Source organism: Rhizobium sp. ARZ01, assembly GCF_014851675.1.
In the GTDB taxonomy this organism is placed as follows: Bacteria; Pseudomonadota; Alphaproteobacteria; order Rhizobiales; family Rhizobiaceae; genus Mycoplana.
In genome coordinates, this window is sequence record NZ_JACVAE010000002.1 from 459,620 (window position 1) to 484,431 (window position 24,812).

The window sequence follows — 24,812 nt, forward strand, 5'->3', positions numbered from 1 at the left end:
TTCTCCTCTAGACTGATGGGGTGATCGCCGGACCGTCCGGCCTGCGGGACGCCGCCCGGATCTGCGTGCGCAGTCGGTCGGGGCCGCAGCTGTTTTCACCGGCATTGCCGCCGAAGGTGACCGCCTCTTCCTCCCAGATGCGATCGAGCGCTGCGAGGTCGTCCGGATCGTCCTCCGTTCCCTTGAGCAACTCATCGAGAAGCTTGCTGTCGGGTTTGTTGCGGCTCAGAAGGCCGAGTGCGGCAAACGCGTTCGCATAAATCGAGCGGCACTTCTTCAGCCGCTCGCCCAACGCTGCCGTGATATGTCCGGTCTGCGCCAGGAGTTCGTCGATCTCCGCCTGCGGCCGGGTCGACAGGTATTCGAGAAAGAGCGGCAGATAGTCCGGCAACTCTTTCGCGTCGATGAGGAAGCCGTTGTCCTCGTACATCGCCATGAGGTCGACCATGGCCTGGCCGCGGTCGCGGCTTTCGCCATGCACATGCTCAAAAAGATGCAGCGACAGCGAGCGCGTGCGATCAAACAGGTGCACGTAGCGCTCCTGCGCATCGTAGAGCTCGTGACCGGCAAGGTCGTCGAGGAGCCGAGCGAGCAGTTGCTTTCCCTCCGGTCCGATCGCCTTTTCCGCCTGCAGCGCCGTTTTCAACTCCCCGCAGGCGGATAACAGTTCCTCGTCCGGATAGCTCAGAAGCAGCGATACGATCTTCAAAACCCGGTTCATCACACATTCTCCTTGAAGATGTCGGTCGGGGTCTGCACGACCTTGCGACGCTTGGCACCGAAGAGATCGCCGTCGGAGCTGCCGCCGGAGCAGCCGTTGCCGAAGGAGAAACCGCAGGAGCCGCGAACGTCGTAAGCGTCCTCGGTGACCTCGCGATGCGTCGTCGGGATGACGAAACGGTCTTCGTAGTTGGCGATGGCCATGATGTGGTACATCTCTTCGATCATCTCGCCGCTCATGCCGACCTTGGCGGCGATGCCCGAGTCGATCACGCCGTCTATGGTTTTGGTGCGCATATAGGCGCGCATGGCGAGCATGCGTTCGAGCGCCGAAACGATCGGCGCTTCCTTGCCGGCGGTCAGCAGGTTAGCGAGGTAGCGAACCGGGATACGCATGGACCGGACGTCCGGCAGCGGGCCGTCCATGCCGAGCTTGCCCGACTGGGCGGCAGACTGGAGCGGCGAGAGCGGCGGAATGTACCAGACCATCGGCAAGGTGCGGTACTCCGGATGGAGCGGGAAGGCGATCTTCCAGTCCATGGCCATTTTGTAGACCGGCGAGCGCTTGGCTGCCTCCAGCCAGGCTTCCGGCACGCCGTCCTTGCGGGCCTGGGCGATGACAACCGGGTCATTCGGATCGAGGAAGATCTTCAGCTGCTCCTCGTAGAGGTCCTGGTCGCTCGCCGTTGATGCTGCGTGCGAAATCCGGTCGGCGTCGTAGAGGATGACGCCGAGATAGCGGATGCGTCCGACACAGGTTTCCGAGCAGACGGTCGGATGGCCCGCCTCGATGCGAGGGTAGCAGAAGATGCACTTCTCGGATTTGCCCGAATTCCAGTTGTAGTAGATCTTCTTATAGGGACAACCCGAGACGCACATGCGCCAGCCGCGGCATTTCTCCTGGTCGATCAGGACGATGCCGTCGTCCTCGCGCTTGTAGATCGCTCCGGACGGACAGGCCGCCACGCAGGTCGGGTTGAGGCAGTGCTCGCACAGCCTCGGCAGGTACATCATGAAGGTGTTCTCGAACTGGCCGTAGATCTCCTTCTCGACGCCGTCGAAATTGTAGTCCTTGGAGCGCTTGTTGAATTCGCCGCCGAGGATTTCCTCCCAGTTGGGGCCCCATTCGATCTTTTCCATCCGCTCTCCGGTCAACATCGAACGCGGGCGCGCTGTCGGCGTTGCCCGGCTCTCGCCGGCGCTCTGCAGATGACCGTAGTCAAAGTCGAACGGCTCGTAGTAGTCGTCGATCTCCGGCAGGTCCGGATTGGCGAAGATCTTTGCCAGGATGCGCCACTTCGCACCCATCTTCGGCTCGATCTTGCCGTTTTTCTTGCGGACCCAGCCGCCGTTCCACTTCTTCTGGTTTTCCCATTCCTTCGGGAAACCGACGCCCGGCTTCGTCTCGACGTTGTTGAACCAGGCGTATTCGACCCCTTCCCGGTTGGTCCAGACGTTCTTGCAGGTGACCGAACAAGTGTGGCAGCCGATGCACTTGTCGAGGTTCAGGACCATACCAATCTGTGCGCGGATTTTCATACTGCCGCCTCCTTCTTGTAAGCCGTCGCGTCCGGGTGCGGGCCTTCCATCCAGTCCACGGTTTCGAGCCTGCGCACGACGACGAATTCGTCGCGGTTGGAGCCGACGGTGCCATAGTAGTTGAAGCCATAGGACTGATGGGCGTAGCCGCCGATCATGTGGGTAGGCTTGGTGATTGCCCGCGTCACCGAGTTGTGAATGCCGCCGCGCTGGCCGGTGAGCGGCGAGCCAGGCGTGTTCACGATCTTTTCCTGCGCGTGATACATGAATATCGTTCCGTCCTTCATGCGCTGGGAAACGACCGCGCGGGCAACAATCGCGCCGTTGGCGTTGTAGACCTCGACCCAGTCGTTGTCGGCAATCCCCGCTCGCTTGGCATCCGGCTCGGAAATCCAGACGACCGGACCACCGCGGTTGAGCGTCAGCATCATCAGGTTGTCGCTGTAGGTGGAGTGGATGCCCCACTTCTGGTGCGGGGTGATGAAGTTCAGCACCAGATGCGGCTTGCCGTCCGCCTTTGCCCGGATCGTCGGATTGACGGTCTTGGTGTCGATCGGCGGCCGGTAGACGCAGAAGCCTTCACCGAAGGCGCGCATCCACAGGTGGTCCTGGTAGAGCTGCTGGCGGCCCGTCAGGGTGCGCCAAGGGATCAGCTCGTGCACGTTGGTGTAGCCGGCGTTGTAGCAAACCTTCTCCGATTCCAGGCCCGACCAGGTTGGCGAAGAGATGATCTTGCGCGGTTGGGCAACGACATCACGGAAGCGGATCTTCTCGTCTTCCTTCGGGATGGCGAGATGGGTGTGGTCCCGGCCGGTGAACTTGGAAAGCGCCTCCCAGGCTTTGACCGCAACTTCGCCGTTGGTTTCCGGCGCGAGCGACAGGATGACTTCCGTCGCATCGATGTCGCTCTCGATCCGCGGCCGCCCCTTGGTGACGCCTTCCTCCTGTACGACGCCGTTCAGACGGGCAAGCAGGTCGACTTCGTGATCGGTGTTCCAGGCAATGCCCTTGCCGCCGTTGCCAAGCTTTTCGAGCAACGTGCCGACCGAGGTGAACTTCTTATAGAGGTTCGGATAGTCCCGCTCGACAACTGCGACCGTCGGCATGGTCTTGCCGGGGATTGGTTCGATCTCGCCCTTCTTCCAATCCTTGACATCAAGCGGCTGGGCCAGCTCGCCGGCGGTATCGTGAAGCGTCGGGACGAGCACGACGTCCTTCTCCACGCCGAGGATTTCCGGCGCTATGTCGGAGAATTTCTTAGCGATGCCCTTGAAGATCTCCCAGTCGCTGCGCGCCTCCCAGGCCGGGTCCGCAGCACTCGACAGCGGGTGGATGAAGGGATGCATGTCCGAGGTGTTGAGGTCGTTCTTCTCGTACCAGGTGGCAGTCGGCAGCACGATGTCCGAATAGACGCAGGTGGTCGACATCCGGAAGTCGAGTGTCACCAGGAGATCGAGCTTTCCTTCCGGCGCCTCGTCGTGCCACACGGCCTCCTTGGCCGCCTGCCGCCCCTCCTCGCCGAGGTCCTTGCCGAGCACGCCGTGCTGCGTGCCAAGCAGGTGCTTGAGGAAATACTCATGCCCCTTGCCCGACGAGCCGAGCAGGTTGGAACGCCAGACGAACAGGTTGCGCGGCCAGTTGGCCTGATGGTCGGGGTCCTCGCAGGACATCGACAGCGTCCCGGCCTTCAATTGCTCGGCCACGTAGTCCTTGGCGTCCTTTCCTGCCGCACTCGCATCCTTCGATACCTGCAGCGGATTGGTCTTGAGCTGAGGGGCCGACGGCAGCCAGCCCATACGCTCGGCACGGATATTGTAGTCGATCAGCGTCCCGTCCCACGGTCCTTCCGGTGCCGTGGGCGACAGGATCTCGTCGACCTTCAGCGTCTCGTAGCGCCACTGGTCGGTGTGCGCATAGAAGAACGAGGTCGAGTTCATGTGGCGCGGCGGCCGGTTCCAATCGAGTGCGAAGGCAAGCGCAGTCCAGCCGGTCTGCGGTCGCAGCTTCTCCTGCCCGACATAGTGGCTCCAGCCCCCGCCGGACTGGCCAATGCAGCCGCACATCACAAGCATGTTGATGATGCCGCGATAGTTCATGTCCATGTGGTACCAGTGGTTCAGACCGGCACCGAGGATGACCATGGAACGACCGTTGGTCTTTTCGGCATTGCTGGCGAATTCACGGGCAACCGCGATGATCTGGTCGCGCGGCACGCCGGTGATCTTTTCGGCCCAGGCCGGCGTGTAAGGCAGATTGTCCTGATAGGATTTGGCCGAGTTCGGATCGTCGAGCCCCCTGTCGAGGCCGTAGTTGGCGACGAACAGATCGAACACCGTTGCGACGAGGATCTCGCCGTCGGCAAGCTTGACCTTGCGGGCCGGCACCTTGCGCACGAGCACGCTGTCGTGGTCGGTGCCCTCGAAGAAGTCGTGCTCACGATTGCCGAAATAGGGGAAGGCGACATCGGCGATCGCATCGTGTTCGCCGTCGAGTATGAAGCTCATGGCAAGTTCGACGTCGTTGCCCTTGCCGTCCTTCTCCTCGAGGTTCCATTTGCCCTGTTCGCCCCAGCGATAGCCGATCGAGCCGCCCGGCGAGACGAACTGCTTGGACTTGCTGTCGACAGCGACCGTCTTCCATTCCGGATTGTTGGCCTGAGCGAGACCACCGGTGAAGTCCGAGGCGCGAACGAAACGGTCGGGGATGTAATGGCCGTCCTTGCCGACCAGTTTGACCAGCATCGGCATGTCCGTATAGCGCCGACAGTAGTCCTCGAAATACTCGCATTGCCGGTCGAGATGGAACTCCCGCAGGATGACGTGGCCCATCGCCATGGCGAGCGCGGCGTCGGTGCCCTGCTTGGGGTGCAGCCAGAGGTCAGAGAATTTCGCAGCCTCCGAATAGTCCGGCGAGACGACGACGGATTTTGCGCCCTTGTAGCGCGCCTCGGTATAGAAGTGGGCGTCTGGCGTGCGGGTCTGCGGCACGTTGGAGCCCCAGAGGATCAGGAAGCCGGAATTGTACCAGTCGGCCGACTCCGGCACATCGGTCTGCTCGCCCCAGGTCATGGGCGAGGCCGGCGGCAGGTCGCAGTACCAGTCGTAGAAGGACATGCAGACGCCGCCGAGCAGCGACAGGTAGCGCGAGCCCGCGGCATAGGAGACCATCGACATCGCCGGAATGGGCGAAAAGCCGATGACCCGGTCAGGCCCGTAGGTCTTCACCGTATAGGCGTTCGCCGCGGCAATGATCTCGTTCACTTCATCCCAGGTCGCCCGCACAAAGCCGCCATGCCCGCGCAGCTTCATGTAGTCGGCGCGCTTTTCCGGGTTTTCCTGGATCGCCGCCCAGGCGCCGATCGGCGTCTTGATCGCGCGTTCCTTGCGCCACAGCTTCAGGAGGCGGGAGCGGATCAACGGATATTTCACCCGGTTGGCGGAATACATGTACCAGCTGTAGCTGGCACCGCGCGAACAGCCGCGCGGCTCGTGGTTGGGAAGATCCGGTCGGGTACGCGGATAGTCGGTCTGCTGCGTTTCCCAGGTGACGATCCCGCCCTTGACATAGATCTTCCACGAACAGGAGCCGGTGCAGTTTGCTCCGTGAGTTGATCGGACGATCTTGTCGTGCTGCCAGCGTTTGCGATAGGCGTCCTCCCAGTCGCGATTCTCGCCGGTGGTCACGCCGTGACCCTCGGAAAAAGTTCCGACATTCTTCCGCGTCAGGAAGTTCAGGCGGTCCAGTAGATGGCTCATGCTATGCTCCTGCGTTTCAGGCTTTGGCGACTACGCCGGGACGATGGCGCTCGACGTCATGCAACAGGCCGCCCCGTCGGGTGTAGACGGCCCAAGTGATCACCAGACAGGTGACATAGAAGATCAGGAAGGCCCACAACGCCGCCTCCGGTCCGCCCGTCAGCGCGATCGAGGTGCCGTAGCCCTTCGGGATGAAGAAGGCGCCGAAAGCAGCGATCGCCGAGGTGAAGCCGGTGATGGCGGCCGATTCCTTCTCTGCCTGGAGACGGCGGGCATCTGGCGTTGCCGTCGGCATCAAGCGGGTCATTTCCTTGCCCATGATCGCCGGAATCATCTGGAAGGTGGAGGCATTGCCGACGCCTGTGGCGCAAAACAGCAACAGGAAGGAGGCGAAGAAGCCCCAGAAGGCATGTGGCTGGTCCTTGATGCCGATGAAATAGAGTACGCCGCTGACACCCGCCATCATCACCAGGAAGACCCAGAAGGTGACGCGCGCTCCGCCAAACTTGTCGGCGAGCCAGCCGGTACCGGAGCGAGAGAGCGCGCCGACCAACGGCCCGAGGAAGGCGAATTGCAGCGCGTTGACATCCGGAAAGAGGGTCTTGCTCAACAGCGGGAAGCCGGCGGAATAGCCAATGAAGGAACCGAACGTGCCCGTGTAAAGCCAGCACATGATCCAGTTGTGCCGCCGCTGGAAGATCACCGCCTGTTCCGTGAACGAGGCCCTGGCCGAGGCGATGTCGTTCATGCCGAACCAGTTGCCGAGCGCGGCAATGATGATGAAGGGCACGAAGACGAAGCCGGCGTTCTGCAGCCACAGCGGTGCTTCGCCGGTCGGCGATGCGACCATCACCGGGTCGCCGCCGAAGCCACCGAACAGGCTGGTGGTGATGGCGAGCGGCACCACGAACTGCACCACACTGACGCCGAGGTTTCCGAGACCGGCATTGAGCGCAAGCGCATTGCCCTTCTCCGCCTTCGGGAAGAAGAAGGAGATGTTTGCCATGGAGGACGCGAAGTTACCGCCGCCAAAACCGCACAGAAGCGCCAACAGAAGCAGGATCGCATATGGTGTGTCGGGGTTTTGCACGGCGTAGCCGATGCCGAGCGCCGGAATGATCAGGGACCAGGTGGTCAAGGTCGTCCACAGCCGGCCACCGAAGATCGGCACCATGAAGGAGTAGAAGATCCGGAGCGTCGCGCCCGACAGACCGGGCAGAGCGGCAAGCCAGAACAACTGGTCGGTGGTGAAGGTGAAACCGACCAGCGGCAGCTTGGCAACCACGACCGACCAGACCTGCCAGATGGCAAAGGAAAGAAGTAGCGACGGGATCGAGAGCCACAAGTTGCGGCGGGCGATCTTGCGACCGTTTTCGTTCCAAAAGGTCTTGTCCTCCGGGCGCCAGTCGGTGAGCACCGTCGCGGAAGGTTTGACGCCCCGGTGCGCGAGCTTGCCCATGCCCTGCATTTCCGGGAAGGGCGGCAATTCGCCTAGCTCGTCGCCGGCGGTCTCCTTCTCCATCTGCCGGATAGCCAGATGCATCCAGACGAGCGCACCGCCGGCAATCAAAAACAGCAGCATGAAACAGCTGGTCCACAGACCCGTGAGATCAAGCAGCAAGCCGAAGACGATTGGCAGGATGAAGCCGCCAAGACCACCGATCATGCCGACCAGGCCGCCGACCGAGCCGACATTTCCAGGATAGTAAACCGGGATATGCTTGAAGACGGCCGCCTTACCGAGGGCCATGAAGAAGCCGAGGATGAAAACGGTTACGGTGAACCCGACGACGCTCATTTCGGCGTGAAAGGCGATCGGCCCGTTGACACCCTGCACGACATAGTCGGTCGGCGGATAGGAGAGGACGAAGGTCGCGGCCACCGAGACGAGGAAGGTCCAGTACATGACGCGGCGCGCACCGTAGACGTCGGAAAGATGCCCGCCATAGGCGCGGAACAGGCTGGCCGGAACCGAGAAGAAGGCCGCAATGATGCCGGCGAGGCGAATGTCGACGCCATAGACCTTGATCAGGTACTGTGGCAGCCACAATGCGAGCGCGACGAAAGCGCCAAAGACGAAGAAATAGTAGAGCGAGAAGCGCCAGACCTGCACGTTCTTCAGCGGCTCGAGCTCCATCCAGGTGCTCTTCGGTTTCTCGCCGGTGCGGCGGCGCTCGATGAGGACCGGATCATCCTTTGTGGTGAACCAGAAGACGAGTGCCATCACCACCAGTGCGGCGGCCCAGACCTGGGCGACCGCGTGCCAGCCGAAAGCGACGAGCACCATTGGCGCGAAGAACTTGGTGACGGCGGAACCGACGTTGCCGGCACCGAAGATGCCGAGCGCCGTACCCTGCTTTTCCGGCGGATACCAGCGCGACACATAGGCGACACCCACGGAGAAAGATCCGCCAGCGATGCCGACGCCGAGGGCGGCGAACAGCATCTGCGGATAGGTGGTTGCATAGGTGAGCAGGAAAGTGGCGAGCGCCGCAGCCAACATGGTGGCGACGAAGACGATCCGTCCGCCGTACCGATCGGTCCAGATCCCGAGTGCCACGCGGATCAGCGAGCCGGTGAGGATCGGCGTGCCGACCAGCAATCCGAACTGCGTCTCGGTAAGGTTGAGTTCCTTGCTGATCTGGATGCCGATGATTGCGAAGATTGTCCAAACGGCAAAACAAACCGTGAAGGCTGTTGTGCTCATAGCCAACGCGGTTTTCTGACCCGGACTGGCCTGTACTGCTTTATGCATCGCCCTACTCCGAAATAAAGGATGGTTCCTTTATTTCAGGAGATCGCACCTTTTAGTCAGCGAATTTGATCTGCATCAAAGCAATAAACAATTCTTGATTTGAACCGTTTTGACTTTACCAAACAGCAATTTTCATCATTGAATCCTTCAAAACCATGCATTTACAGTCAAGATATTTCCTTAATACTTGTCAATATTTTGGAAACCTTCAACTCTAGACAGGTATAGGCGCTATGTTTCGGGAAAGGACTTTTACAGCCAGTCTGGAGACATCGGAAACACGCGTACCGAAGCAATCACTCAGCTGAAAGCAGCATTTCGACCGACTAGGCACAAAGGCATTGGCTTGCCCTGCTTTGAACGCTCCAACACTTTTTGCTGTCACATCGGCACGCGAACGCTGCCGCGCCATAAGCGCGGGCACCTTGCCCAGCGGCGAGCCGATTATCTTAAAGGACGAATGGTCTGGGCCAGGGCTCAGCCGCACTGCGCTACAGCGCCGCGACCAAATGAGGCCACACCTCTATAGAGCCGCGATAAATCATGTGTAGGGCTACGTAGAGAATAAGCGCGAGACCGACATAGGCAATCCAGTGATATCGGTTCAGAAGGCTAGCAATGAAGTTTGCCGCGATACCCATCATTGCAATCGACAGCACGAGCCCAATAACAAGCACGGTTGGATGTTCGCGTGACGCGCCCGCTACCGCCAGCACGTTGTCCAGCGACATCGAGACATCCGCGATGACGATCTGTATCGCGGCTTGCATGAAAGATTTCTGAGCCGCAGGCGTGCCCTTCTCGTCCACTTCATCTCCGTCAGCACCGATGGCGGCACGAAGCTCTCGCCACATCTTCCAGCACACCCAGAGCAGAAGGATGCCGCCGGCCAGAAGCAGACCGATGATATCGAGCAATTGAACGGTAACGCTGGCAAGGGCGATACGCAGGATCGTAGCAGCCAGAATACCGACGAGAATCGCCTTCTTACGCTGCTCTGGCGGGAGACCGGCCGCAGCCAGACCGATGACAACTGCGTTGTCTCCCGCGAGCACCAGGTCGATCATGATGACCTGCAGGAGTGCCAGCAGTCCGGCCGACGTGAAAATTTCCATGATTTGCGCCTTGTGGGAGAGTCGATTGCAGGGATAGAGCCGAACATGCGACTTGGCAAGAACGGCCTATGTGCGTGCATCTATCCTCGCCACCGGATCCGCGCGCGAAAACGATGTGCCGGCCAAACGCCACACTTCCGAAAGCGGCCGCGAGCATTTCGGAACTATCCGGAAAAGCTGTCTGCATTTTCTGAAAGATTTGGTGGAGCTAAGCGGGATCGAACCGCTGACCTCTTGCATGCCATGCAAGCGCTCTCCCAGCTGAGCTATAGCCCCATCAAGGGTCCGGCGAGGCCGGTTCCGGGATACCGAACCGGGGTTTTCCCCGGCAGGTGCGGCTTCATACTTCTGGTTTCCGAAGATGGCAAGCCGAAAAATCCATTCCGGCCGGAAATTTTTGATTCCGGCCGGAAAATCAAACTCTTAGACTTCTTCGTCGTCGCCGGTGACGCCGATGATGCCGCTCATGTCGTTGTCGTCGTCATCCTCGTCCTGCTCAAGGAAGGTGTCGTCGTCCTCGTCACCCATCTCGACGTCGTCGTCGCCCAGATCCGGCAGGTCGTCGCCGCCCGCTGCCTCGTCGTCTGCGTCCTCGAGCGAGACCAGTTCGACTTCGGTGTTTTCTGCGTCGACTTCGTTGACCTCTTCGTCCTCGTCCTTCTCCATTACGGCAGCTGCGGAGGTTTCCTCGAAGAAGGAGAGCGGATAGGACTTGCCCGTGTAGGGCGAGACAATCGGATCGCGGTTCAGGTCGTAGAACTTACGGCCGGTTTCCGGGTCGATGCGCTTGGTTCCAAGTTCCGGTTTTGCCACTGTCAAAGCCTCTTGAATGGCCGAATATTTCCGGCGAAGCCGGATAACCGGCGGGATGATCGAGAAAAAGAATTAGTCGGTCCCCATAATCGTCTTGCCGGCCGCTGTCAAAGCCTAACTTTGCAGGGGTTTGCGGGGCCTGTGGGCGCAGGAATTCCGACGTGAAATCGAAGGCGGCATTTTCGCCCCGCGAAAGGATGACGCTCCCGGCGCTTTGTGGTAGCAAGCCGCACAACTTTGGTGGGGGACGGTGCCAGGACAGATGCGTTTGCAGGCCGGCCGGGTCGTCCAGCACGCTCTGAAAGAGGATCTCCGCCCATGTCACATGGTGTCCAGCCAAAACCCGCAACTGCACGCAAGTCATCGAAGGCCCTTTCCGGGACCATCCGCATTCCAGGCGACAAATCGATCTCGCACCGTTCTTTCATGTTTGGCGGGCTTGCCAGCGGCGAGACGAGAATCACTGGCCTTCTCGAAGGCGAGGATGTGATCAACACGGGTAAAGCCATGCAGGCCATGGGCGCAAAAATCCGGAAGGAAGGCGACACCTGGATTATCAACGGCGTAGGCAACGGCGCTCTGCTTGCGCCGGAAGCCCCGCTCGACTTCGGCAATGCAGGAACCGGGTGCCGCCTGACGATGGGCCTCGTCGGCGTCTATGATTTTGACTCGACCTTCATCGGCGACGCTTCGCTGACCAAGCGGCCGATGGGGCGCGTGTTGAACCCATTGCGCGAAATGGGCGTGCAAGTGAAGGCCGCAGACGGCGACCGCCTGCCGGTAACGTTGCGCGGACCGAGGGCGGCAACGCCGATCACCTATCGCGTGCCGATGGCATCCGCTCAGGTAAAATCGGCCGTATTGCTCGCCGGCCTCAACACGCCGGGCATCACCACGGTCATCGAGCCCATCATGACGCGCGACCATACGGAGAAGATGCTGCAGGGCTTCGGCGCAAACCTGACGGTCGATACCGATGCAGGAGGCGTCCGCACCATCCGGCTCGAAGGCCAGGGCAAGCTCACCGGCCAGGTGATCGACGTACCCGGAGACCCCTCCTCCACCGCGTTCCCGCTGGTCGCCGCCCTTCTCGTGCCCGGTTCTGATGTTACCATCCTTAACGTGCTAATGAACCCGACGCGCACAGGGCTGATCCTGACGCTCCAGGAGATGGGCGCAAACATCGAGGTGCTGGATGCCCGCCTTGCCGGCGGCGAGGACGTGGCCGACCTGCGCGTGCGCCATTCCCAGCTTAAGGGCGTCACCGTACCGGAAGATCGCGCTCCCTCGATGATCGACGAATATCCGATCCTCGCCGTCGCAGCCGCTTTTGCAAATGGTGCGACCGTGATGAACGGGCTAGAGGAACTCCGGGTGAAGGAGTCGGACCGGCTGACCGCCGTCGCGGACGGCCTGAAGCTGAACGGCGTCGACTGCGACGAGGGCGAGACATCACTGGTCGTGCGCGGCCGGCCGGACGGCAAGGGTCTCGGAAACGCCTCGGGTGCTGCTGTGGCCACCCATCTCGACCACCGCATCGCCATGAGCTTCCTTGTCATGGGCCTCGCCTCCGAACATCCGGTGACGGTTGACGATGCAACGATGATCGCGACCAGCTTTCCGGAATTCATGGGCATGATGACGGGGCTGGGGGCGCAGATCGAAAGCAAAGCTTAAGATTGCAACCATCACGGGAACGAGACATTAATGCCCGTCGGTTAGGCTTCGCTGAAACCGGAGGACAAGCATGACAAAGCTCCCCAGCCGCATTGTGCGCCGTCTCGATGACGGGCGTGTGGTCTATCGCCGTCACTTGCGGGCGAAGGCGGTCGTGCTGAGCGAGGCGGACCATCAGGCGGTGGAGACACTGGGACAGCGCAAATCGCTGAGCGCTGCAGCCATTGCATTGTTGATGCTCATTTCGTTCCTGTTGTACCGTCAGGGTGCGCTGCCGGCGCCATTGGCAGCGCTGTGCGCCGCGGTCTTCTTCTCTCTGTCGTTCCTGGCCGAGGCGGTCTGGGGCCGGCGGCAGAACGCTATCCTCGACACAGCTCCGCTGTTCGAAGGTGAGGGACTAGAACCTATGCCATCGATGCTGGATTTGATCCGCACCGCACCAACCGACCTCCTAAGAACGATTGACAATAGAGGGCTTCGCTCAGGCATCATCCTCTTTGGTGCAACCCTTTTCGCCTCCTTGTTCGTGCTCTGGAAGCAAATCGAGGGCAGCAACCCGACCGTTCCTGACACCCATCCTGTTGTCCTTGTCCTGATGGCAGCGGTTTCCGCCATGGCCTTACGGGCCGTCCTCAAGGAGCGCCGACGACGGAAGGCGGAGAAGTCCCGATAGGTTCGAGCCAGGCCTGGCCGACCACTCGCCTTGCGATCGTCAGAGCGTGAGAGAGCGCTTCTGGCGGCAGGTATTCTCATTCGCCCTTGGCATCACGCCCTGTTTTCCGCTAACACGTACCGTGAACGCGGATGTACGCAAGGATTCCCAATGACGACGATTGCCATCGACGGTCCAGCGGCTGCCGGCAAGGGCACACTCTCGCGTCGGATCGCCGAGGAATACGGCTTTCATCATCTCGACACCGGGCTGACTTATCGGGCCACGGCAAAGGCGCTGCTCGACCGCGGCCTTCCGCTGGACGACGAAGCGGTCGCCGCCAATGTCGCGCGCACGCTGGACCTTGGCGGGCTCGACAGATCCGTGCTCTCCGCCCATGAGATCGGCGAGGCCGCCTCGAAGATTGCCATTATGCCGGCGGTGCGCCGTGCGCTGGTCGAGGCGCAGCGAGAATTCGCCGGGCGGAAACCGGGCACGGTGCTGGACGGACGCGACATCGGCACCGTCGTCTGCCCAGATGCGGCCGTAAAGCTGTATGTCACGGCTTCGGCCGACGTGCGCGCGCGCCGGCGCTATAACGAGATCGTCGCCAATGGCGGCATGGCGGACTACGATGCCGTGTACAAGGATGTGCGCCGCCGCGACGAACGAGACATGGGCCGCGCCGACAGCCCGCTGCGGCCGGCGGATAACGCGCACTTGCTTGATACCTCGGAAATGAGTATAGAGGCGGCGTTTTCGGCGGCGAAATCCATCATCGACGCTGTCCTTAAGCACTAGAGCGATTGCCGTCCCCGCGCCGGTTTTGCTTCCGATGAGGAAGCGGACGTGCCTCGCTCCTTGTCAACGCTAACCCCCGGCGCCCGTGCCATCAGGCACATCAGGAGTTTCCATGTCCCAAGCTAATCCCACGCGCGACGATTTCGCAGCCCTCCTGCAGGAATCCTTCGCCACCCACGACCTGGCCGAAGGCTATGTTACCAAGGGCATCATCACGGCCATTGAGAAGGACGTTGCCATTGTTGACGTCGGCCTCAAGGTCGAGGGCCGCATCGCGCTTAAGGAATTCGGCGCCAAGTCCAAGGACGGCACGCTGAAGGTCGGCGACGAAGTCGAGGTCTACGTCGAGCGCATCGAAAACGCACTCGGCGAAGCCGTTCTTTCGCGCGAAAAAGCTCGCCGCGAAGAGAGCTGGGCCAAGCTCGAAGTCAAGTTCGAAGCTGGCGAGCGCGTCGAAGGCGTTATCTTCAACCAGGTCAAGGGTGGCTTCACCGTCGATCTCGACGGCGCCGTTGCCTTCCTGCCGCGTTCGCAGGTCGACATCCGTCCGATCCGCGACGTCACGCCGCTCATGCACAACCCGCAGCCCTTCGAAATCCTCAAGATGGACAAGCGCCGTGGCAACATCGTCGTTTCGCGTCGTACGGTCCTCGAAGAGTCCCGTGCCGAGCAGCGTTCTGAAATCGTTCAGAACCTCGAAGAAGGCCAGGTTGTTGACGGCGTCGTCAAGAACATCACCGATTACGGTGCGTTCGTCGACCTCGGCGGCATCGACGGCCTGCTGCACGTCACCGACATGGCCTGGCGCCGCGTCAACCATCCGTCGGAGATCCTGTCCATCGGCCAGCAGGTCAAGGTTCAGATCATCCGCATCAACCAGGAAACCCACCGTATCTCGCTCGGCATGAAGCAGCTCGAGAGCGATCCGTGGGATGGCATCGGCACGAAGTACCCGACCGGCAAGAAGATCTCCGGTACGGTTACGAACATCACCGACTACGGTGCGTTCGTCGAGCTGGAGCCGGGCATCGAAGGCCTGATCCACATCTCCGAAATGTCCTGGACCAAGAAGAACGTACACCCCGGCAAGATCCTGTCCACGAGCCAGGAAGTCGACGTTGTCGTTCTCGAAGTCGACCCGACCAAGCGCCGCATCTCGCTCGGCCTCAAGCAGACGCTTGAAAATCCGTGGGAAGCATTCGCGCACAGCCACCCCGCTGGCACCGAAGTCGAAGGCGAAGTCAAGAACAAGACCGAATTCGGCCTGTTCATTGGCCTCGAAGGCGACGTCGACGGCATGGTCCACCTCTCCGACCTCGACTGGAACCGTCCGGGCGAGCAGGTCATCGAGGAGTACAACAAGGGCGACGTCGTCAAGGCTGTCGTTCTCGATGTGGACGTCGACAAGGAGCGCATCTCCCTCGGCATCAAGCAGCTCGGCCGTGACTCGGTCGGCGACGCTGCTGCCTCGGGCGACCTTCGCAAGAACGCTGTCGTTTCGTGCGAAGTCATCGCGATCAACGATGGCGGCATCGAAGTGAAGCTCGTCGACCACGAGGACATCGTCTCGTTCATCCGCCGCAACGATCTGTCGCGCGACCGTGACGAACAGCGTCCGGAGCGTTTCTCGGTTGGTCAGGTTGTTGACGCCCGCGTCCTCAACTTCTCCAAGAAGGATCGCAAGATCCAGCTGTCGATCAAGGCGCTGGAAATTGCAGAAGAGAAGGAAGCCGTCGCACAGTTCGGCTCGTCCGACTCGGGCGCTTCGCTCGGCGACATCCTGGGTGCTGCCCTGAAGAACCGCGGCAACGCCGAGTAATCGGCGCGCAGCGCGAAATACGAAGCCCGCGGAGAGCGATCTCCGCGGGCTTTTTCGTGGCGGCTGTGCCGCTCATTGATACAATCCGCGTTGCGCGGATCAGGTCCAGTAGTCCCCGAGCTTCTGGTAGAAGGTGAAGCCCGGATCGGGTGGCCCGACAAACGCCTCTATCCTGCTGCGGCGGCGCGCGAGATCGGGATCGGCAACGGGTTCCTGTTCCATTGGCAGATCCTGGTCGTTTCCTTCCCCACTGCCCTCGTCGGTTTCGTTTTCACCATCGGTGTCAGACCCCTCCTCGTCGTCCTCGGCCTTCTCCTCTTGCACGGCATCCAGGCTGTCGAGGTCATCCTGAGCCGGCAGGTAGGGCACGACGGGCGCGCCAATTCCCTCGCGGATCACAACGGGTATGGGAAGTCTTTCAGCCGGGCGATCCGGCTGGGGGACTGCATTGGCGGCAGGTCGCACTGCCTTGTCGCTATTTTCGGGCTTGAGCGCCTCGTCACCGCCGTCTTCCTGCCGCGCGACGGGCGCTTTGGAGGCGTCTGTATCGCCTTCAGCTGCTTCCAACGACGATGGATCGAGCCCAGCGCGCGAGCGCGCCGCGGCATCGTTGGATAGATCTGCTCCTTCCGCTGGCTGCCCCGAGGCTGAGTTGTCAGCAGGCGGTTCGGGCGGCAGCGATTGATCCCCGCTCGGCGCGGACGATTCAGGCAGCGGTGCTCCCAGCAGAAGGCGCAGGATAAGCGTTTCGTCCTCCGTAAGATTTGAGACGATGCCGGCGATCAGTTGCCGCACAGATTCCTGCGTGGGCACATTCGCACGTTTCACCGCCTCATCACGTGCATTCTCTGTCGCTCCGGTGGACTTACCGATCGGCCTGTCGTCGTTATCCGCCTCGATGTGGGAGGATTGTCCTTCGTCCATACCGCTTGCCAGTTGACCCGGTGCAGTGGACGATGCGGCTTGCGAATTGGCACGTGTACTCTCGTTGCTCCTGGGCACGCCCGTATTCTGCCCTCTGTCGGCACCATGCCCCGATGTTTCGGCAGGCGCTACAGGCGTCGCAGGAGCCTGCGTCGGCGCTGGCGAGCGCGCTACCGCGGTCCGCGAGTCGATACCAGTCTCGAAAAGCCGGCGCAGTGCCGCTTGCAATTCTCCGCCGTTCCCTGGGCTCGTAGCGCCAGCGCCAGGGGACAAACCTTGCCGCACATTTCTTGCCGATGCCGCGAGACGCGCATCAAGATTGGCAAATCGCTGGCTCTCCCCTCTGGCTGCTGGCTGCTCGCCATCGTGTTGTTCTGCGGCCGCGGCGTGGAGAAGCGCCTGCGCCAGCCGCTGTGCGTCCGGCCCACCGGGATTGCGGATGGTTTCCATGAGCACGCGCGTTGAAGCAACTGAGAAGGCGGTTGTCAGGAGACGCTCGATTGACGGCCGCATCTCGGCCGGAAGACGTGACAGCAGCGCAGCGAGGCGCCGAGCTGGCTCGTTGTCCTGGCCGTTGCGTGGTGGCAGCGCCTTCATCGCGGCAAACAGGACATCAAGCAGTTGAAGGGCGACGTTACCCTTGTCTCCGTTTTGCCCCACCTGGCGCATCAGCGCCTCGAGCAGCCGGAGAACTAGGGCGGCGCGCAGATTTGTCAGCGCCTCGGCGGAGAGCGCCGGGCGTGAGCCGCCGGGTGCGACTTCATTTGTCGCCTCCTGTGACGGGATCGGGACGGTGATTGGCGTCGCAATACGCGGCAACATCACTTTCTCCATCCGGCATCTTCCAGGTGCCGCCATCCGACCGACACGATGCCTCTCTCCAACAATCCATTTTCAGGCTGGGAGGCATCATGCGCGCCCACGGGTTGATGACTGGCGAGCTCCCCTTGGCGGAACTCTTCAAAGCACTTGGCAGAAGCGGCGGTCACTGACTCAGAAAATGACGATGCGCGTACTGGATGCAATGGTGCGGGGTCTGTCCTTGATCGGTTCCGCCGCAATACTGAATGCCATCAAGGTTTCGCATTGCATGGTTAATATTTGGTAAAGAGCGCCCTACGGTATCACGGGAACGCGGTATTTGCTCCTTTTCGAGCATACGATGTCGCTCTGGCGGCGGAGCCGAGAGGCAACAGGATTGGAGATTTTCATGCCCGTGCGTCCACCGCAATCATTTGTCCAGTCGGCGGCCAGCGGCTTCAACGTGCTTGAATACGAACTGATGGCCGAACGCGCCGAGGCGCTCGGTCGCCACGGGCACCGGGTTGAGAAAGCGTTGGAGCGGCTGAAGACGAATCCCGGCTGCGAGCCAAAGCAGCGCGATGAGTTGCTGGACGCGGCGGCAGATGCCGTCTGGGCCTTTTTCATCCAGCGCGAGATCTGCGGCCTGCGGAACCAGCGCGACGTCATCCGTCGATATGAGATCCCGAAAGAAGTTCTCGCGCGGGTCGGGATCGTCCGCCAAGCGCGGCCCTGAGCGAACGGGCGAGCAATGTCGGCAGGCCTCAGGCGGCCTTCCGGCGGAGCAGTTCGTAAATCCCGATATCATCTACTGGCAGCACCAGGATGCCCTCACGATCGATGGCTTCGGAAAGCTGCAGAATGTCGCGAACTTCTCGTTCAGCTTGCGATCCCGGTGCTGCTTCCGACAGGCTCTCGGCTGCAGTCTCGCTTGAAGCGCTGTTGTCGTTGACCGCGCCGTCGTCGCCCGCTTCATGCTTGACCGACTGGGACGCAAGGACCTGGATGATCTGCAAGCTGCCGTCAGTAGCGGTAGTACCATCACCGGCACTTTCGGCATCCTCGAGATGCTCCTTCACCGCATCCTGCTGTTCGCGGACATCTTCCAGCTTCTCGGCGTTATCGAGGTTCTGTATGTCCTGCTTGCGCTCCGCCTTGGTCTCCGTATCCTCGACCCGACCGGGCTCGGACTTTGTATCCCGTAGTTTCAATTCCTCAGCAGTCTTTGGATCTGCAACATCCTCAAGGCGCTGAATGACCTTTTTCATTTCACGCGTCATGGCCATTCGGCCTTCGGCTTGGCCGGAAAGCGCATTCTTCACCTTCCGCGCGGCATCGCTCCACGGATTTGCAATCGCGTCCAGCATGTCTTGCGCCGTGAGGCCGAGATCCTTCAGGCCGGTCATTTTTTCAAGGGCCTTGTCGTCTTCCGGCAGCGTCGATCGCATCGCCATCAGTGCGAAGGACATCTGTTCGCCGAAGTCGTCTTCCTCCCCGGTCAATCCAGCATCCCTCGCGATGCGTGCAGCCATTTCCGCCATCGGATTCTGCTCGCCTGTTGCAGTTCCTTTCAAGATGGAAGCCACCTCATCCTGCGTGGCGCCAAGAGACTTCAACGTGATTTTTACCGGCTCGCCTCCCGCGTGGGTCTTGCCGAAGGCCAACATCGTCACGGCGTCGCCGAGGCGTCTCGCAAAAGAAAAACTGGTTTCATCCGGGTTCTGTTGGATGCCGAGCGCGGAAGCGAAGCGCGCAATCAATTTAACCAATGCATCCGGGTCGACTTTCAGCGATCCGAAGAAATGGGCATTGATCTTTGCGTTTGCGGCCGCTGAGACAGGATCCGGGGTTGCGCCGACGATCCTGTCGTCCTTGTCCTTGCCCGCGGCCTTGTCCTCAGCTTCCTTGCGTCGAGCCTCCATGTCGTCGAGCATCGAGCGAAGCTGGTCGGCGGCAAACGAGGCGGTTGACTGCTGAAACGGCGGGAGCATGCAATTATCCTGATTGCAAAATCGATAGACTCTGCAGCCGAGGATAGAGTTTGTTGGTTAAGTGGGCGTTACCCGGAAATACGCAGATTTCCGGGTCTCAGCGCTCAACTGTGGGCGAAGATGTCCGTCTCTTCCCAGCCGAGTAGATCAAGCTTTGCCCGCGTCGGCAGGAAAGCGAAGCAGGCTTCGGCATGCTGCAGTCGGCCGTCGCGGACAAGCCGCGCCATCAGTTTGTCGCGCAACGCATGCAGGTGCAGCACGTCGGAGGCGGCATACTCGAGTTGCGCCTGCGAGAGCGTTTCGGCGGCCCAATCAGAGGATTGCTGCTGCTTGGAAATGTCGATTTCCAACAGCTCCTTCAGATTGTCCTTCAGACCGTGCCGGTCGGTGTAGGTCCGCGTCAATCGAGAGGCGATCTTGGTGCAGAATACGGGCGAACAGGTGACACCGAAGGTATGGAACAGCACGGCGATGTCGAAGCGGCCATAGTGGAAAATCTTCTGGCGCGACGGGTCGCTCAGCATCGCGACGAGGTTGGGCGCACGCGTCTGGCCGGCAGCGATCTTGATGACGTCGGCCGTTCCGTCTCCGGGCGAAAGCTGGACAACGCAAAGCCGGTCGCGGCGTGGGATCAGGCCGAGCGTCTCCGTGTCGATCGCAACCGCGCCGGTGTAGCGCGCCGCATCCGCCGCCGGAATGTCGCCCTCGTGATATCGTATTGCATTCGCCATCGGAGACCCCACATGAAACCGCACAAACTGTGAGTGCGCTATATCGCATGTTTTGCCGGCGGGGTACTACAAAGCGCCGATATTGCGCCTCCCATCGCGATGAAACGACATGAAATTGCACAGTGCACTCCGAACGACCGCCCTCGCCCTGACCGTGCTTGCCTTGTCATCGCCGACACTCGCACAACAGGCTGGTGCTTTTACCGGCGGCGAGCGACTTTATCCCTTCACCGATTTACCTGGCGTGACGACGCCAGAGGCAAATTCAGCGGGCAAATCCAGCGATGTGGTCTGCACACAGAGCTACGACGACGTCGAGCCGCGGCGGTGGGGCGAGTTCAAGCAACCGGTCTACACCTGTACCCAGAATGGCAGGACCTTCACCAGCACAAAACCTCCGGTTTCGCGCGAACGCGACCTTCGGGGCATCGGCTGGTAGGCTGCCAAGGGCAAAACCGTGCTATCAGACACTCCGGAGAGCGTGGTGGTTGCCGCGCAGGAGGAAAGATATGGTGGAAACAGCAACACCATTGGTCATCAGCGCACCCGAGCCGCGCACGCTCGACCTGATCTTCACGCCGGAAGCGTATGGGCGCCTGACGGCGAACTACCGGATCGTCGAGGCAGATCCCAACAACATCGCCGGGCTCGATGACGCCGCCCTCTCTGAGGCGTGCTACATCATTGGACAACCGCCGCTCACCGCCGAGACGCTTGGGCGGATGCCGAAGCTGCGCTGTATCCTCAACGTCGAGAGCAATCTCATCAACAACATGCCCTACGAGATCCTTTTTGCTCGGGGCATACACGTGGTCACGACCGGGCAGGTCTTCGCCGAGCCGGTGGCCGAGCTCGGCCTCGCCATGGCGCTGAACCTAGCCCGGGGCGTGATCGACGCTGACATCGACTTCCGCGAGGGACGCGAGCGCTGGGACGGCGAAGGCAACGCAGGCGCGCGTCTCATCTCCGGATCGGATATCGGCATCATCGGCTTCGGTGACCTCGGCAAGGCACTGAACCGCGTTCTCTCCGGCTTTCGCGCCCATATCCGCGTGTTCGATCCCTGGATGCCGGCCTCGATCCTGAAGGAGGCTGGCGTCGAACCGGCATCGCTCGACACCGTTCTGTCCGAAAGCAACTTCGTCTTCGTGGTCGCCGCCGTAACCAGCGAGAACAAGGGCTTTCTCGGCACCGAGGCCTTCGCACGCATGCGCAAGGGAGCGGCCTTCATCCTGCTCAGCCGCGCCGACGTCGTCGATTTCGATGCGCTGATCGCAGCTGTCGAAAGCGGTCGGATCGTGGCGGCAAGTGATGTCTATCCGCAGGAACCGCTTGCCGCAGATCACCCGGTCCGCCGCCTAAAAGGCTTCATCCGCTCGGCGCACCGGGCCGGCGCGCTCGACAGCGCTTTCAAAAAGATGGGCGAAATGGTGCTGGAAGACATGGACCTGATGGATCGCGGCCTCCCGCCGATGCGCTGCAAGCGGGCAGAGCGCGAAACGGTCTCGCGCATGCGCTCCAAGCCGGTCAGCGTCAACTGATCTGAACCGCCGCCGGGTGGAACCCGTCGGCGGCTCGGTCCTAGTGCCCGGGGTGCAGCGCGTCGTTCAGGTACATGCAGGTTAGCATGGTGAAGATGTAGGCCTGGATCACGGCCATCAGCAGTTCGAGACCGGTAAGCGCAACCGTCATTGTGAGCGGCGCGATCGCAGAAAGCATGCCGAGCGAACCGAGACTTCCCAGACCAACGACGAAGCCGGCGAACACTTTCAGCGTGATGTGCCCGGACAGCATGACGGCGAAGAGACGTACCGAATGGCTGACCGGGCGCGAAAGATAGGAGATCACCTCGATCGGAACGATGAGCGGCGCAAGAACGATCGGCACACCGGATGGCAGGAAAAGACGAAAGAAGCCGAGGCCGTGGCGGACGATCCCGCAAATCGTCACCGTGAGAAAGACCAGCATCGCAAACGCGAAGGTGACGACGATGTGGCTGGTCACCGTGAAGGCGAACGGGAACATGCCGATCAGGTTTGCCGTCAAAATAAACATGAAGAGCGAGAAGACGAGCGGAAAGAAGCGGGCTCCCGCCTCTCCGGCGTTCTCCCGGAGCGTCTTCGCAACGAATTCGTAAAGCAGCTCGCTCGCGGACTGCCAGCGATTGGGCACCAGCAGACGACGGCTCGTGGTGAGTATCAGGAACACGGCGGCAACGACTGCGGTCAACATCATGTAGGCCGCAGAATTGGTGAAATCGATATCAACCGCGCCGAACTCGGCGACGTCGAAGAGTGATTTGATTTCGAATTGTTCGATCGGCCCTGCCATCATCGACCCCCTGGGTTGGTGGGGCCGTCCCCGATGAAGTGCAGCGGCATAGGTCGTCCTATGCAGGGGCTCGGTACTACGTAAGGGGAAAGCGATCAACTCGCTGCGGCAAAATGACCAGCGGTGCCACCGGCTTCGAAACCCACCGCTCTCAAACCTCGGCGGCGTAGGCTCTCAGTCCACACGAGAGACAGTCTCAGCGCTTGCAAGCGCCACCCCCTCGGCAATCGTCGACACCCAGGCACGCGCGATCGCAATTCCCGCCGCCTCGGCGTCCGGCCCGTGCGCTGCTCCAAGATCGTCGTGACGATCGAGCCAACCCGGCGACATGCGCTCCATCAGGTCCGGAAAGGTGTCGCGCCAATACTCGGCGACAGTTCTGTCGACCTCGAAATGAAACTGCGTCCCGTAGGCTGCGCGGCCGATGCGAAAGGCCTGGTTTGTGGCGACCTTATTGTGCGCCAGATGCGTTGCCCCCTCCGGCAAGGTGAAGGTGTCGCTATGCCACTGGAAGATCGGGAAGGTACCGCCAACCGAGGCCAGCACCGGATCGGCAAGACCTTCGTCTGTGGGGTGGATCTCGCACCAGCCAAACTCGGGTGCGGCCCCGATCAGGTTTGCCGCGCCGTAGCCACGTGCCAGCAATTGGCTGCCAAGACATATGCCGAGCACCGACTTTCCGGCATCGCCGCTGCGGCGCATCAAGTCGGCGAGCTCTGGCAGATAGGGGTGCTTCTCGTCATCGATCGCCGATTGCGGCCCGCCCATGACGACGAGAGCGTCGTAGCTCGTCTCGTCCGATGGAAGGGCCTCTCCCGCATGGGGCCGGCAAAGCACGATCTCGGCCCCGGCCTCCCGCAGCGCCACTTCCACCTGTCCAAGGGCCGTCACCCGGTCATTTTCGACGACAAGTACCCGCATGCGATTCTCCACGTCAATAATCGCGCGCAAGGAAGCACGGGCAGTTGCGCGTTTCAAGGACGCACAAAAAAGTGCCCGACTGCGTCAACAGCCGGGCCAGCGGGAGGATATCGAAAGCACGATTACCATCGCATGATCTGCCGGTCCCAGCTGTTCCCTAAGGAACAGGCTTGAATTGAAAGCCGCGCCTCAGGCCGGCTCCTTGAAAAGCACGTTCTGGTCGAGCAGGTAGCGGGCAAAGAGCGGCAGGCTGGCGGCGCCGATGGTCCGCGCCTGGCTTCCGGCTTCGCCTTCCAATATCTCCGGCATGATCACGCCCTGGAGATCATGCCTTTCAAGGGCGATGCGGGTCGCAGCGACGATCCGCTCGCGCACCCATGCAGGAAATCCGCCATCGATCACCGCGGCCGAGAAGTCGATGACCGAAGCCGCGGCAACCACCGCCTGGGCAAGGGCAGCAGCGGTGTCCTGGATCCAGGTCTCCAACGGCTCGCCGAAGTCGATCCAGTCATCAGGCGAGTACCACAATGGCTTCGGGTCGATTTCCCGCGCGCGCAGAAAGTTCTCCAGCACGAAGATCGAGGCGATCTTCAGAAGCTGCACGGTTCTCCCATCCCTGCCCTGCACCGGCAGCGGGCCGATCGCACCAGCAGTCCCGGTGCGGCCAGAGAAAAGCGCAGAGTTGAGCACCACGCCACCGCCGATGAATGAGCCGATGAAGAGATAGATGAAATCGGGATAACGCTGCCCCAAGCCGAAGACCAGTTCGGCGGCGCAGGCGCTGGTCGCATCGTTCTGGAGAAAAACCGGGTGGGCAATGCGTCGGGCAACGTCCCGCTGCAGATCGACACCACGCCACCGATCCATGTCCTGCTGCGGCGCGCCGACCTCCGCCGCCCAGTTCCACAATTCGAACGGCGTCGCGATGCCGATCCCGGCGATCCGCTGGCGCTGCTCATCAGTCAGTTGCCCTTCCAATTCGGCGATACCATCAATGATGAACGACAGAATGTCGTCCGGCATGGGATAGGCATAGATGCGACGGAGCTGCAATCGAACCTGTCCGACAAAATCCATGACGGCGAGCTCGGCGCTGCGGCGCCCGATCTTGACGCCGAAGGAATAGACCGCGTCCGGATTGAGCCGCATCGGCGTCGAGGGCTGACCGACCTTGCCGCGCATGGGCTCGCCGCGGATCAGCAATCCATCAGCCTCGAGCGCACGCATGATGACGGTGACGGTCTGGGGCGAGAGGCCGCTGCGGCGGGCGATTTCCGCCTTGGAAAGCTCGCCGTGCCGGCGCACAAGCGACATGACGAGTCGCTCGTTGTAGGCCCGCACGCGCACCTGGTTCGACCCGCCGGACGGGTCCAGAATAACCGCCGGCGACAGTGCCGGTGCGGTTCCCTCAACCATGTCAGTATCCTCCCGAAATCCGGCAAAGGATTTCACTTCGAGCATGCCGCG

Annotated in this window: 19 protein-coding genes and 1 tRNA gene; 7 read left to right on the plus strand and 13 right to left on the minus strand. The window is 61.3% G+C overall.

Annotated features, from left to right (window positions below; all coding sequences use genetic code 11):
- Window positions 1–7: 7 nt before the first annotated feature.
- The 7 genes from narJ to IB238_RS16390 form a co-directional block, all read right to left on the minus strand.
- A complete protein-coding gene (gene narJ / locus IB238_RS16360; RefSeq protein ID WP_192249058.1) occupies window positions 8–721 on the minus strand; it encodes a nitrate reductase molybdenum cofactor assembly chaperone in 714 nt (237 codons plus the stop codon).
- On the minus strand, window positions 721–2,259 hold the full coding sequence (gene narH / locus IB238_RS16365) for a nitrate reductase subunit beta (RefSeq protein WP_192249061.1): 1,539 nt from the start codon (window positions 2,257–2,259) through the stop codon (window positions 721–723). The genes narJ and narH overlap by 1 nt, the downstream gene beginning before the upstream one ends.
- Complete coding sequence (locus tag IB238_RS16370) at window positions 2,256–6,014, minus strand: nitrate reductase subunit alpha (protein WP_192249063.1); 3,759 nt, start codon at window positions 6,012–6,014, stop codon at window positions 2,256–2,258. The genes narH and IB238_RS16370 overlap by 4 nt, the downstream gene beginning before the upstream one ends.
- A gap of 16 nt (window positions 6,015–6,030) precedes the next feature.
- Window positions 6,031–8,769: an MFS transporter gene (locus tag IB238_RS16375; RefSeq protein WP_192249066.1), complete on the minus strand. Its 2,739-nt coding sequence runs from the start codon at window positions 8,767–8,769 to the stop codon at window positions 6,031–6,033.
- A gap of 491 nt (window positions 8,770–9,260) precedes the next feature.
- Window positions 9,261–9,884, minus strand: a complete 624-nt coding sequence (locus IB238_RS16380) for a TerC family protein (protein WP_192249069.1) — start codon at window positions 9,882–9,884, stop codon at window positions 9,261–9,263.
- 200 nt (window positions 9,885–10,084) lie between these two features.
- Window positions 10,085–10,160 (minus strand) — tRNA-Ala (locus IB238_RS16385).
- 147 nt (window positions 10,161–10,307) lie between these two features.
- A complete protein-coding gene (locus IB238_RS16390; RefSeq protein ID WP_192249072.1) occupies window positions 10,308–10,697 on the minus strand; it encodes a TIGR02300 family protein in 390 nt (129 codons plus the stop codon).
- Between the two features lie 318 nt (window positions 10,698–11,015).
- Here IB238_RS16390 and aroA point away from each other — a divergent pair, with 318 nt between their 5' ends.
- The 4 genes from aroA (at window position 11,016) to rpsA (ending at window position 15,646) form a co-directional block, all read left to right on the plus strand.
- The gene (gene aroA / locus IB238_RS16395; protein WP_192249075.1) at window positions 11,016–12,374 is read left to right on the plus strand and encodes a 3-phosphoshikimate 1-carboxyvinyltransferase; all 1,359 of its coding nucleotides are present in this window, start codon (window positions 11,016–11,018) and stop codon (window positions 12,372–12,374) included.
- Window positions 12,375–12,444: 70 nt separating this feature from the next.
- Window positions 12,445–13,047 (plus strand): hypothetical protein, encoded by a 603-nt coding sequence (locus IB238_RS16400; protein ID WP_192249078.1) that lies wholly within the window; start codon window positions 12,445–12,447, stop codon window positions 13,045–13,047.
- Window positions 13,048–13,197: 150 nt separating this feature from the next.
- Window positions 13,198–13,827, plus strand: a complete 630-nt coding sequence (gene cmk / locus IB238_RS16405; RefSeq protein WP_192249081.1) for a (d)CMP kinase — start codon at window positions 13,198–13,200, stop codon at window positions 13,825–13,827.
- Between the two features lie 112 nt (window positions 13,828–13,939).
- Window positions 13,940–15,646 carry a 30S ribosomal protein S1 gene (gene rpsA / locus IB238_RS16410; protein WP_192249084.1) on the plus strand — a complete coding sequence of 569 codons (1,707 nt, stop codon included), beginning with the start codon at window positions 13,940–13,942 and terminating at the stop codon, window positions 15,644–15,646.
- A 99-nt stretch (window positions 15,647–15,745) separates the two neighbouring features.
- On the opposite strand, the gene IB238_RS16415 is transcribed toward rpsA, so the two are convergent.
- The gene (locus tag IB238_RS16415; protein ID WP_192249087.1) at window positions 15,746–17,392 is read right to left on the minus strand and encodes a hypothetical protein; all 1,647 of its coding nucleotides are present in this window, start codon (window positions 17,390–17,392) and stop codon (window positions 15,746–15,748) included.
- A gap of 388 nt (window positions 17,393–17,780) precedes the next feature.
- On the opposite strand from IB238_RS16415, the gene IB238_RS16420 reads away from it, so the two are divergent.
- Window positions 17,781–18,107 (plus strand): DUF6665 family protein, encoded by a 327-nt coding sequence (locus IB238_RS16420; RefSeq protein WP_192249090.1) that lies wholly within the window; start codon window positions 17,781–17,783, stop codon window positions 18,105–18,107.
- Window positions 18,108–18,135: 28 nt separating this feature from the next.
- Here the strand turns inward: IB238_RS16420 and IB238_RS16425 are convergent, their stop codons facing one another.
- Together IB238_RS16425 and IB238_RS16430 are read right to left on the minus strand one after the other, a co-directional pair.
- Window positions 18,136–19,362: a hypothetical protein gene (locus tag IB238_RS16425; RefSeq protein ID WP_192249093.1), complete on the minus strand. Its 1,227-nt coding sequence runs from the start codon at window positions 19,360–19,362 to the stop codon at window positions 18,136–18,138.
- A 104-nt stretch (window positions 19,363–19,466) separates the two neighbouring features.
- Window positions 19,467–20,093, minus strand: coding sequence for a ribonuclease D (locus IB238_RS16430; RefSeq protein ID WP_192249096.1), 627 nt, complete (start codon window positions 20,091–20,093; stop codon window positions 19,467–19,469).
- Between the two features lie 109 nt (window positions 20,094–20,202).
- On the opposite strand from IB238_RS16430, the gene IB238_RS16435 reads away from it, so the two are divergent.
- Window positions 20,203–20,532: a hypothetical protein gene (locus tag IB238_RS16435; protein ID WP_192249099.1), complete on the plus strand. Its 330-nt coding sequence runs from the start codon at window positions 20,203–20,205 to the stop codon at window positions 20,530–20,532.
- A 70-nt stretch (window positions 20,533–20,602) separates the two neighbouring features.
- Window positions 20,603–21,634 carry a hydroxyacid dehydrogenase gene (locus IB238_RS16440; RefSeq protein ID WP_192249102.1) on the plus strand — a complete coding sequence of 344 codons (1,032 nt, stop codon included), beginning with the start codon at window positions 20,603–20,605 and terminating at the stop codon, window positions 21,632–21,634.
- Window positions 21,635–21,674: 40 nt separating this feature from the next.
- On the opposite strand, the gene IB238_RS16445 is transcribed toward IB238_RS16440, so the two are convergent.
- The 3 genes from IB238_RS16445 to IB238_RS16455 all read right to left on the minus strand — a co-directional run bounded on the left by IB238_RS16445 (window position 21,675) and on the right by IB238_RS16455 (window position 24,761).
- Window positions 21,675–22,424 (minus strand): F0F1 ATP synthase subunit A, encoded by a 750-nt coding sequence (locus IB238_RS16445; protein ID WP_192249105.1) that lies wholly within the window; start codon window positions 22,422–22,424, stop codon window positions 21,675–21,677.
- Between the two features lie 174 nt (window positions 22,425–22,598).
- On the minus strand, window positions 22,599–23,345 hold the full coding sequence (locus tag IB238_RS16450; RefSeq protein WP_192249108.1) for a type 1 glutamine amidotransferase: 747 nt from the start codon (window positions 23,343–23,345) through the stop codon (window positions 22,599–22,601).
- A gap of 189 nt (window positions 23,346–23,534) precedes the next feature.
- Window positions 23,535–24,761: an ROK family transcriptional regulator gene (locus IB238_RS16455; protein ID WP_192249111.1), complete on the minus strand. Its 1,227-nt coding sequence runs from the start codon at window positions 24,759–24,761 to the stop codon at window positions 23,535–23,537.
- Window positions 24,762–24,812 lie beyond the last annotated feature (51 nt).

Excerpts from the sequence above, each read along its gene's own strand:
- narJ (WP_192249058.1), bottom strand. The coding sequence starts at position 721 with ATGAACCGGGTTTTGAAGATCGTATCGCTGCTTCTGAGCTATCCGGAC.
- narH (WP_192249061.1), bottom strand. The coding sequence starts at position 2,259 with ATGAAAATCCGCGCACAGATTGGTATGGTCCTGAACCTCGACAAGTGC.
- IB238_RS16370 (WP_192249063.1), bottom strand. The coding sequence starts at position 6,014 with ATGAGCCATCTACTGGACCGCCTGAACTTCCTGACGCGGAAGAATGTC.
- IB238_RS16375 (WP_192249066.1), bottom strand. The coding sequence starts at position 8,769 with ATGCATAAAGCAGTACAGGCCAGTCCGGGTCAGAAAACCGCGTTGGCT.
- IB238_RS16380 (WP_192249069.1), bottom strand. The coding sequence starts at position 9,884 with ATGGAAATTTTCACGTCGGCCGGACTGCTGGCACTCCTGCAGGTCATC.
- aroA (WP_192249075.1), top strand. The coding sequence starts at position 11,016 with ATGTCACATGGTGTCCAGCCAAAACCCGCAACTGCACGCAAGTCATCG.
- IB238_RS16400 (WP_192249078.1), top strand. The coding sequence starts at position 12,445 with ATGACAAAGCTCCCCAGCCGCATTGTGCGCCGTCTCGATGACGGGCGT.
- cmk (WP_192249081.1), top strand. The coding sequence starts at position 13,198 with ATGACGACGATTGCCATCGACGGTCCAGCGGCTGCCGGCAAGGGCACA.
- rpsA (WP_192249084.1), top strand. The coding sequence starts at position 13,940 with ATGTCCCAAGCTAATCCCACGCGCGACGATTTCGCAGCCCTCCTGCAG.
- IB238_RS16415 (WP_192249087.1), bottom strand. The coding sequence starts at position 17,392 with ATGTTGCCGCGTATTGCGACGCCAATCACCGTCCCGATCCCGTCACAG.
- IB238_RS16420 (WP_192249090.1), top strand. The coding sequence starts at position 17,781 with ATGCCCGTGCGTCCACCGCAATCATTTGTCCAGTCGGCGGCCAGCGGC.
- IB238_RS16425 (WP_192249093.1), bottom strand. The coding sequence starts at position 19,362 with ATGCTCCCGCCGTTTCAGCAGTCAACCGCCTCGTTTGCCGCCGACCAG.
- IB238_RS16430 (WP_192249096.1), bottom strand. The coding sequence starts at position 20,093 with ATGGCGAATGCAATACGATATCACGAGGGCGACATTCCGGCGGCGGAT.
- IB238_RS16435 (WP_192249099.1), top strand. The coding sequence starts at position 20,203 with ATGAAATTGCACAGTGCACTCCGAACGACCGCCCTCGCCCTGACCGTG.
- IB238_RS16440 (WP_192249102.1), top strand. The coding sequence starts at position 20,603 with ATGGTGGAAACAGCAACACCATTGGTCATCAGCGCACCCGAGCCGCGC.
- IB238_RS16445 (WP_192249105.1), bottom strand. The coding sequence starts at position 22,424 with ATGGCAGGGCCGATCGAACAATTCGAAATCAAATCACTCTTCGACGTC.
- IB238_RS16450 (WP_192249108.1), bottom strand. The coding sequence starts at position 23,345 with ATGCGGGTACTTGTCGTCGAAAATGACCGGGTGACGGCCCTTGGACAG.
- IB238_RS16455 (WP_192249111.1), bottom strand. The coding sequence starts at position 24,761 with ATGGTTGAGGGAACCGCACCGGCACTGTCGCCGGCGGTTATTCTGGAC.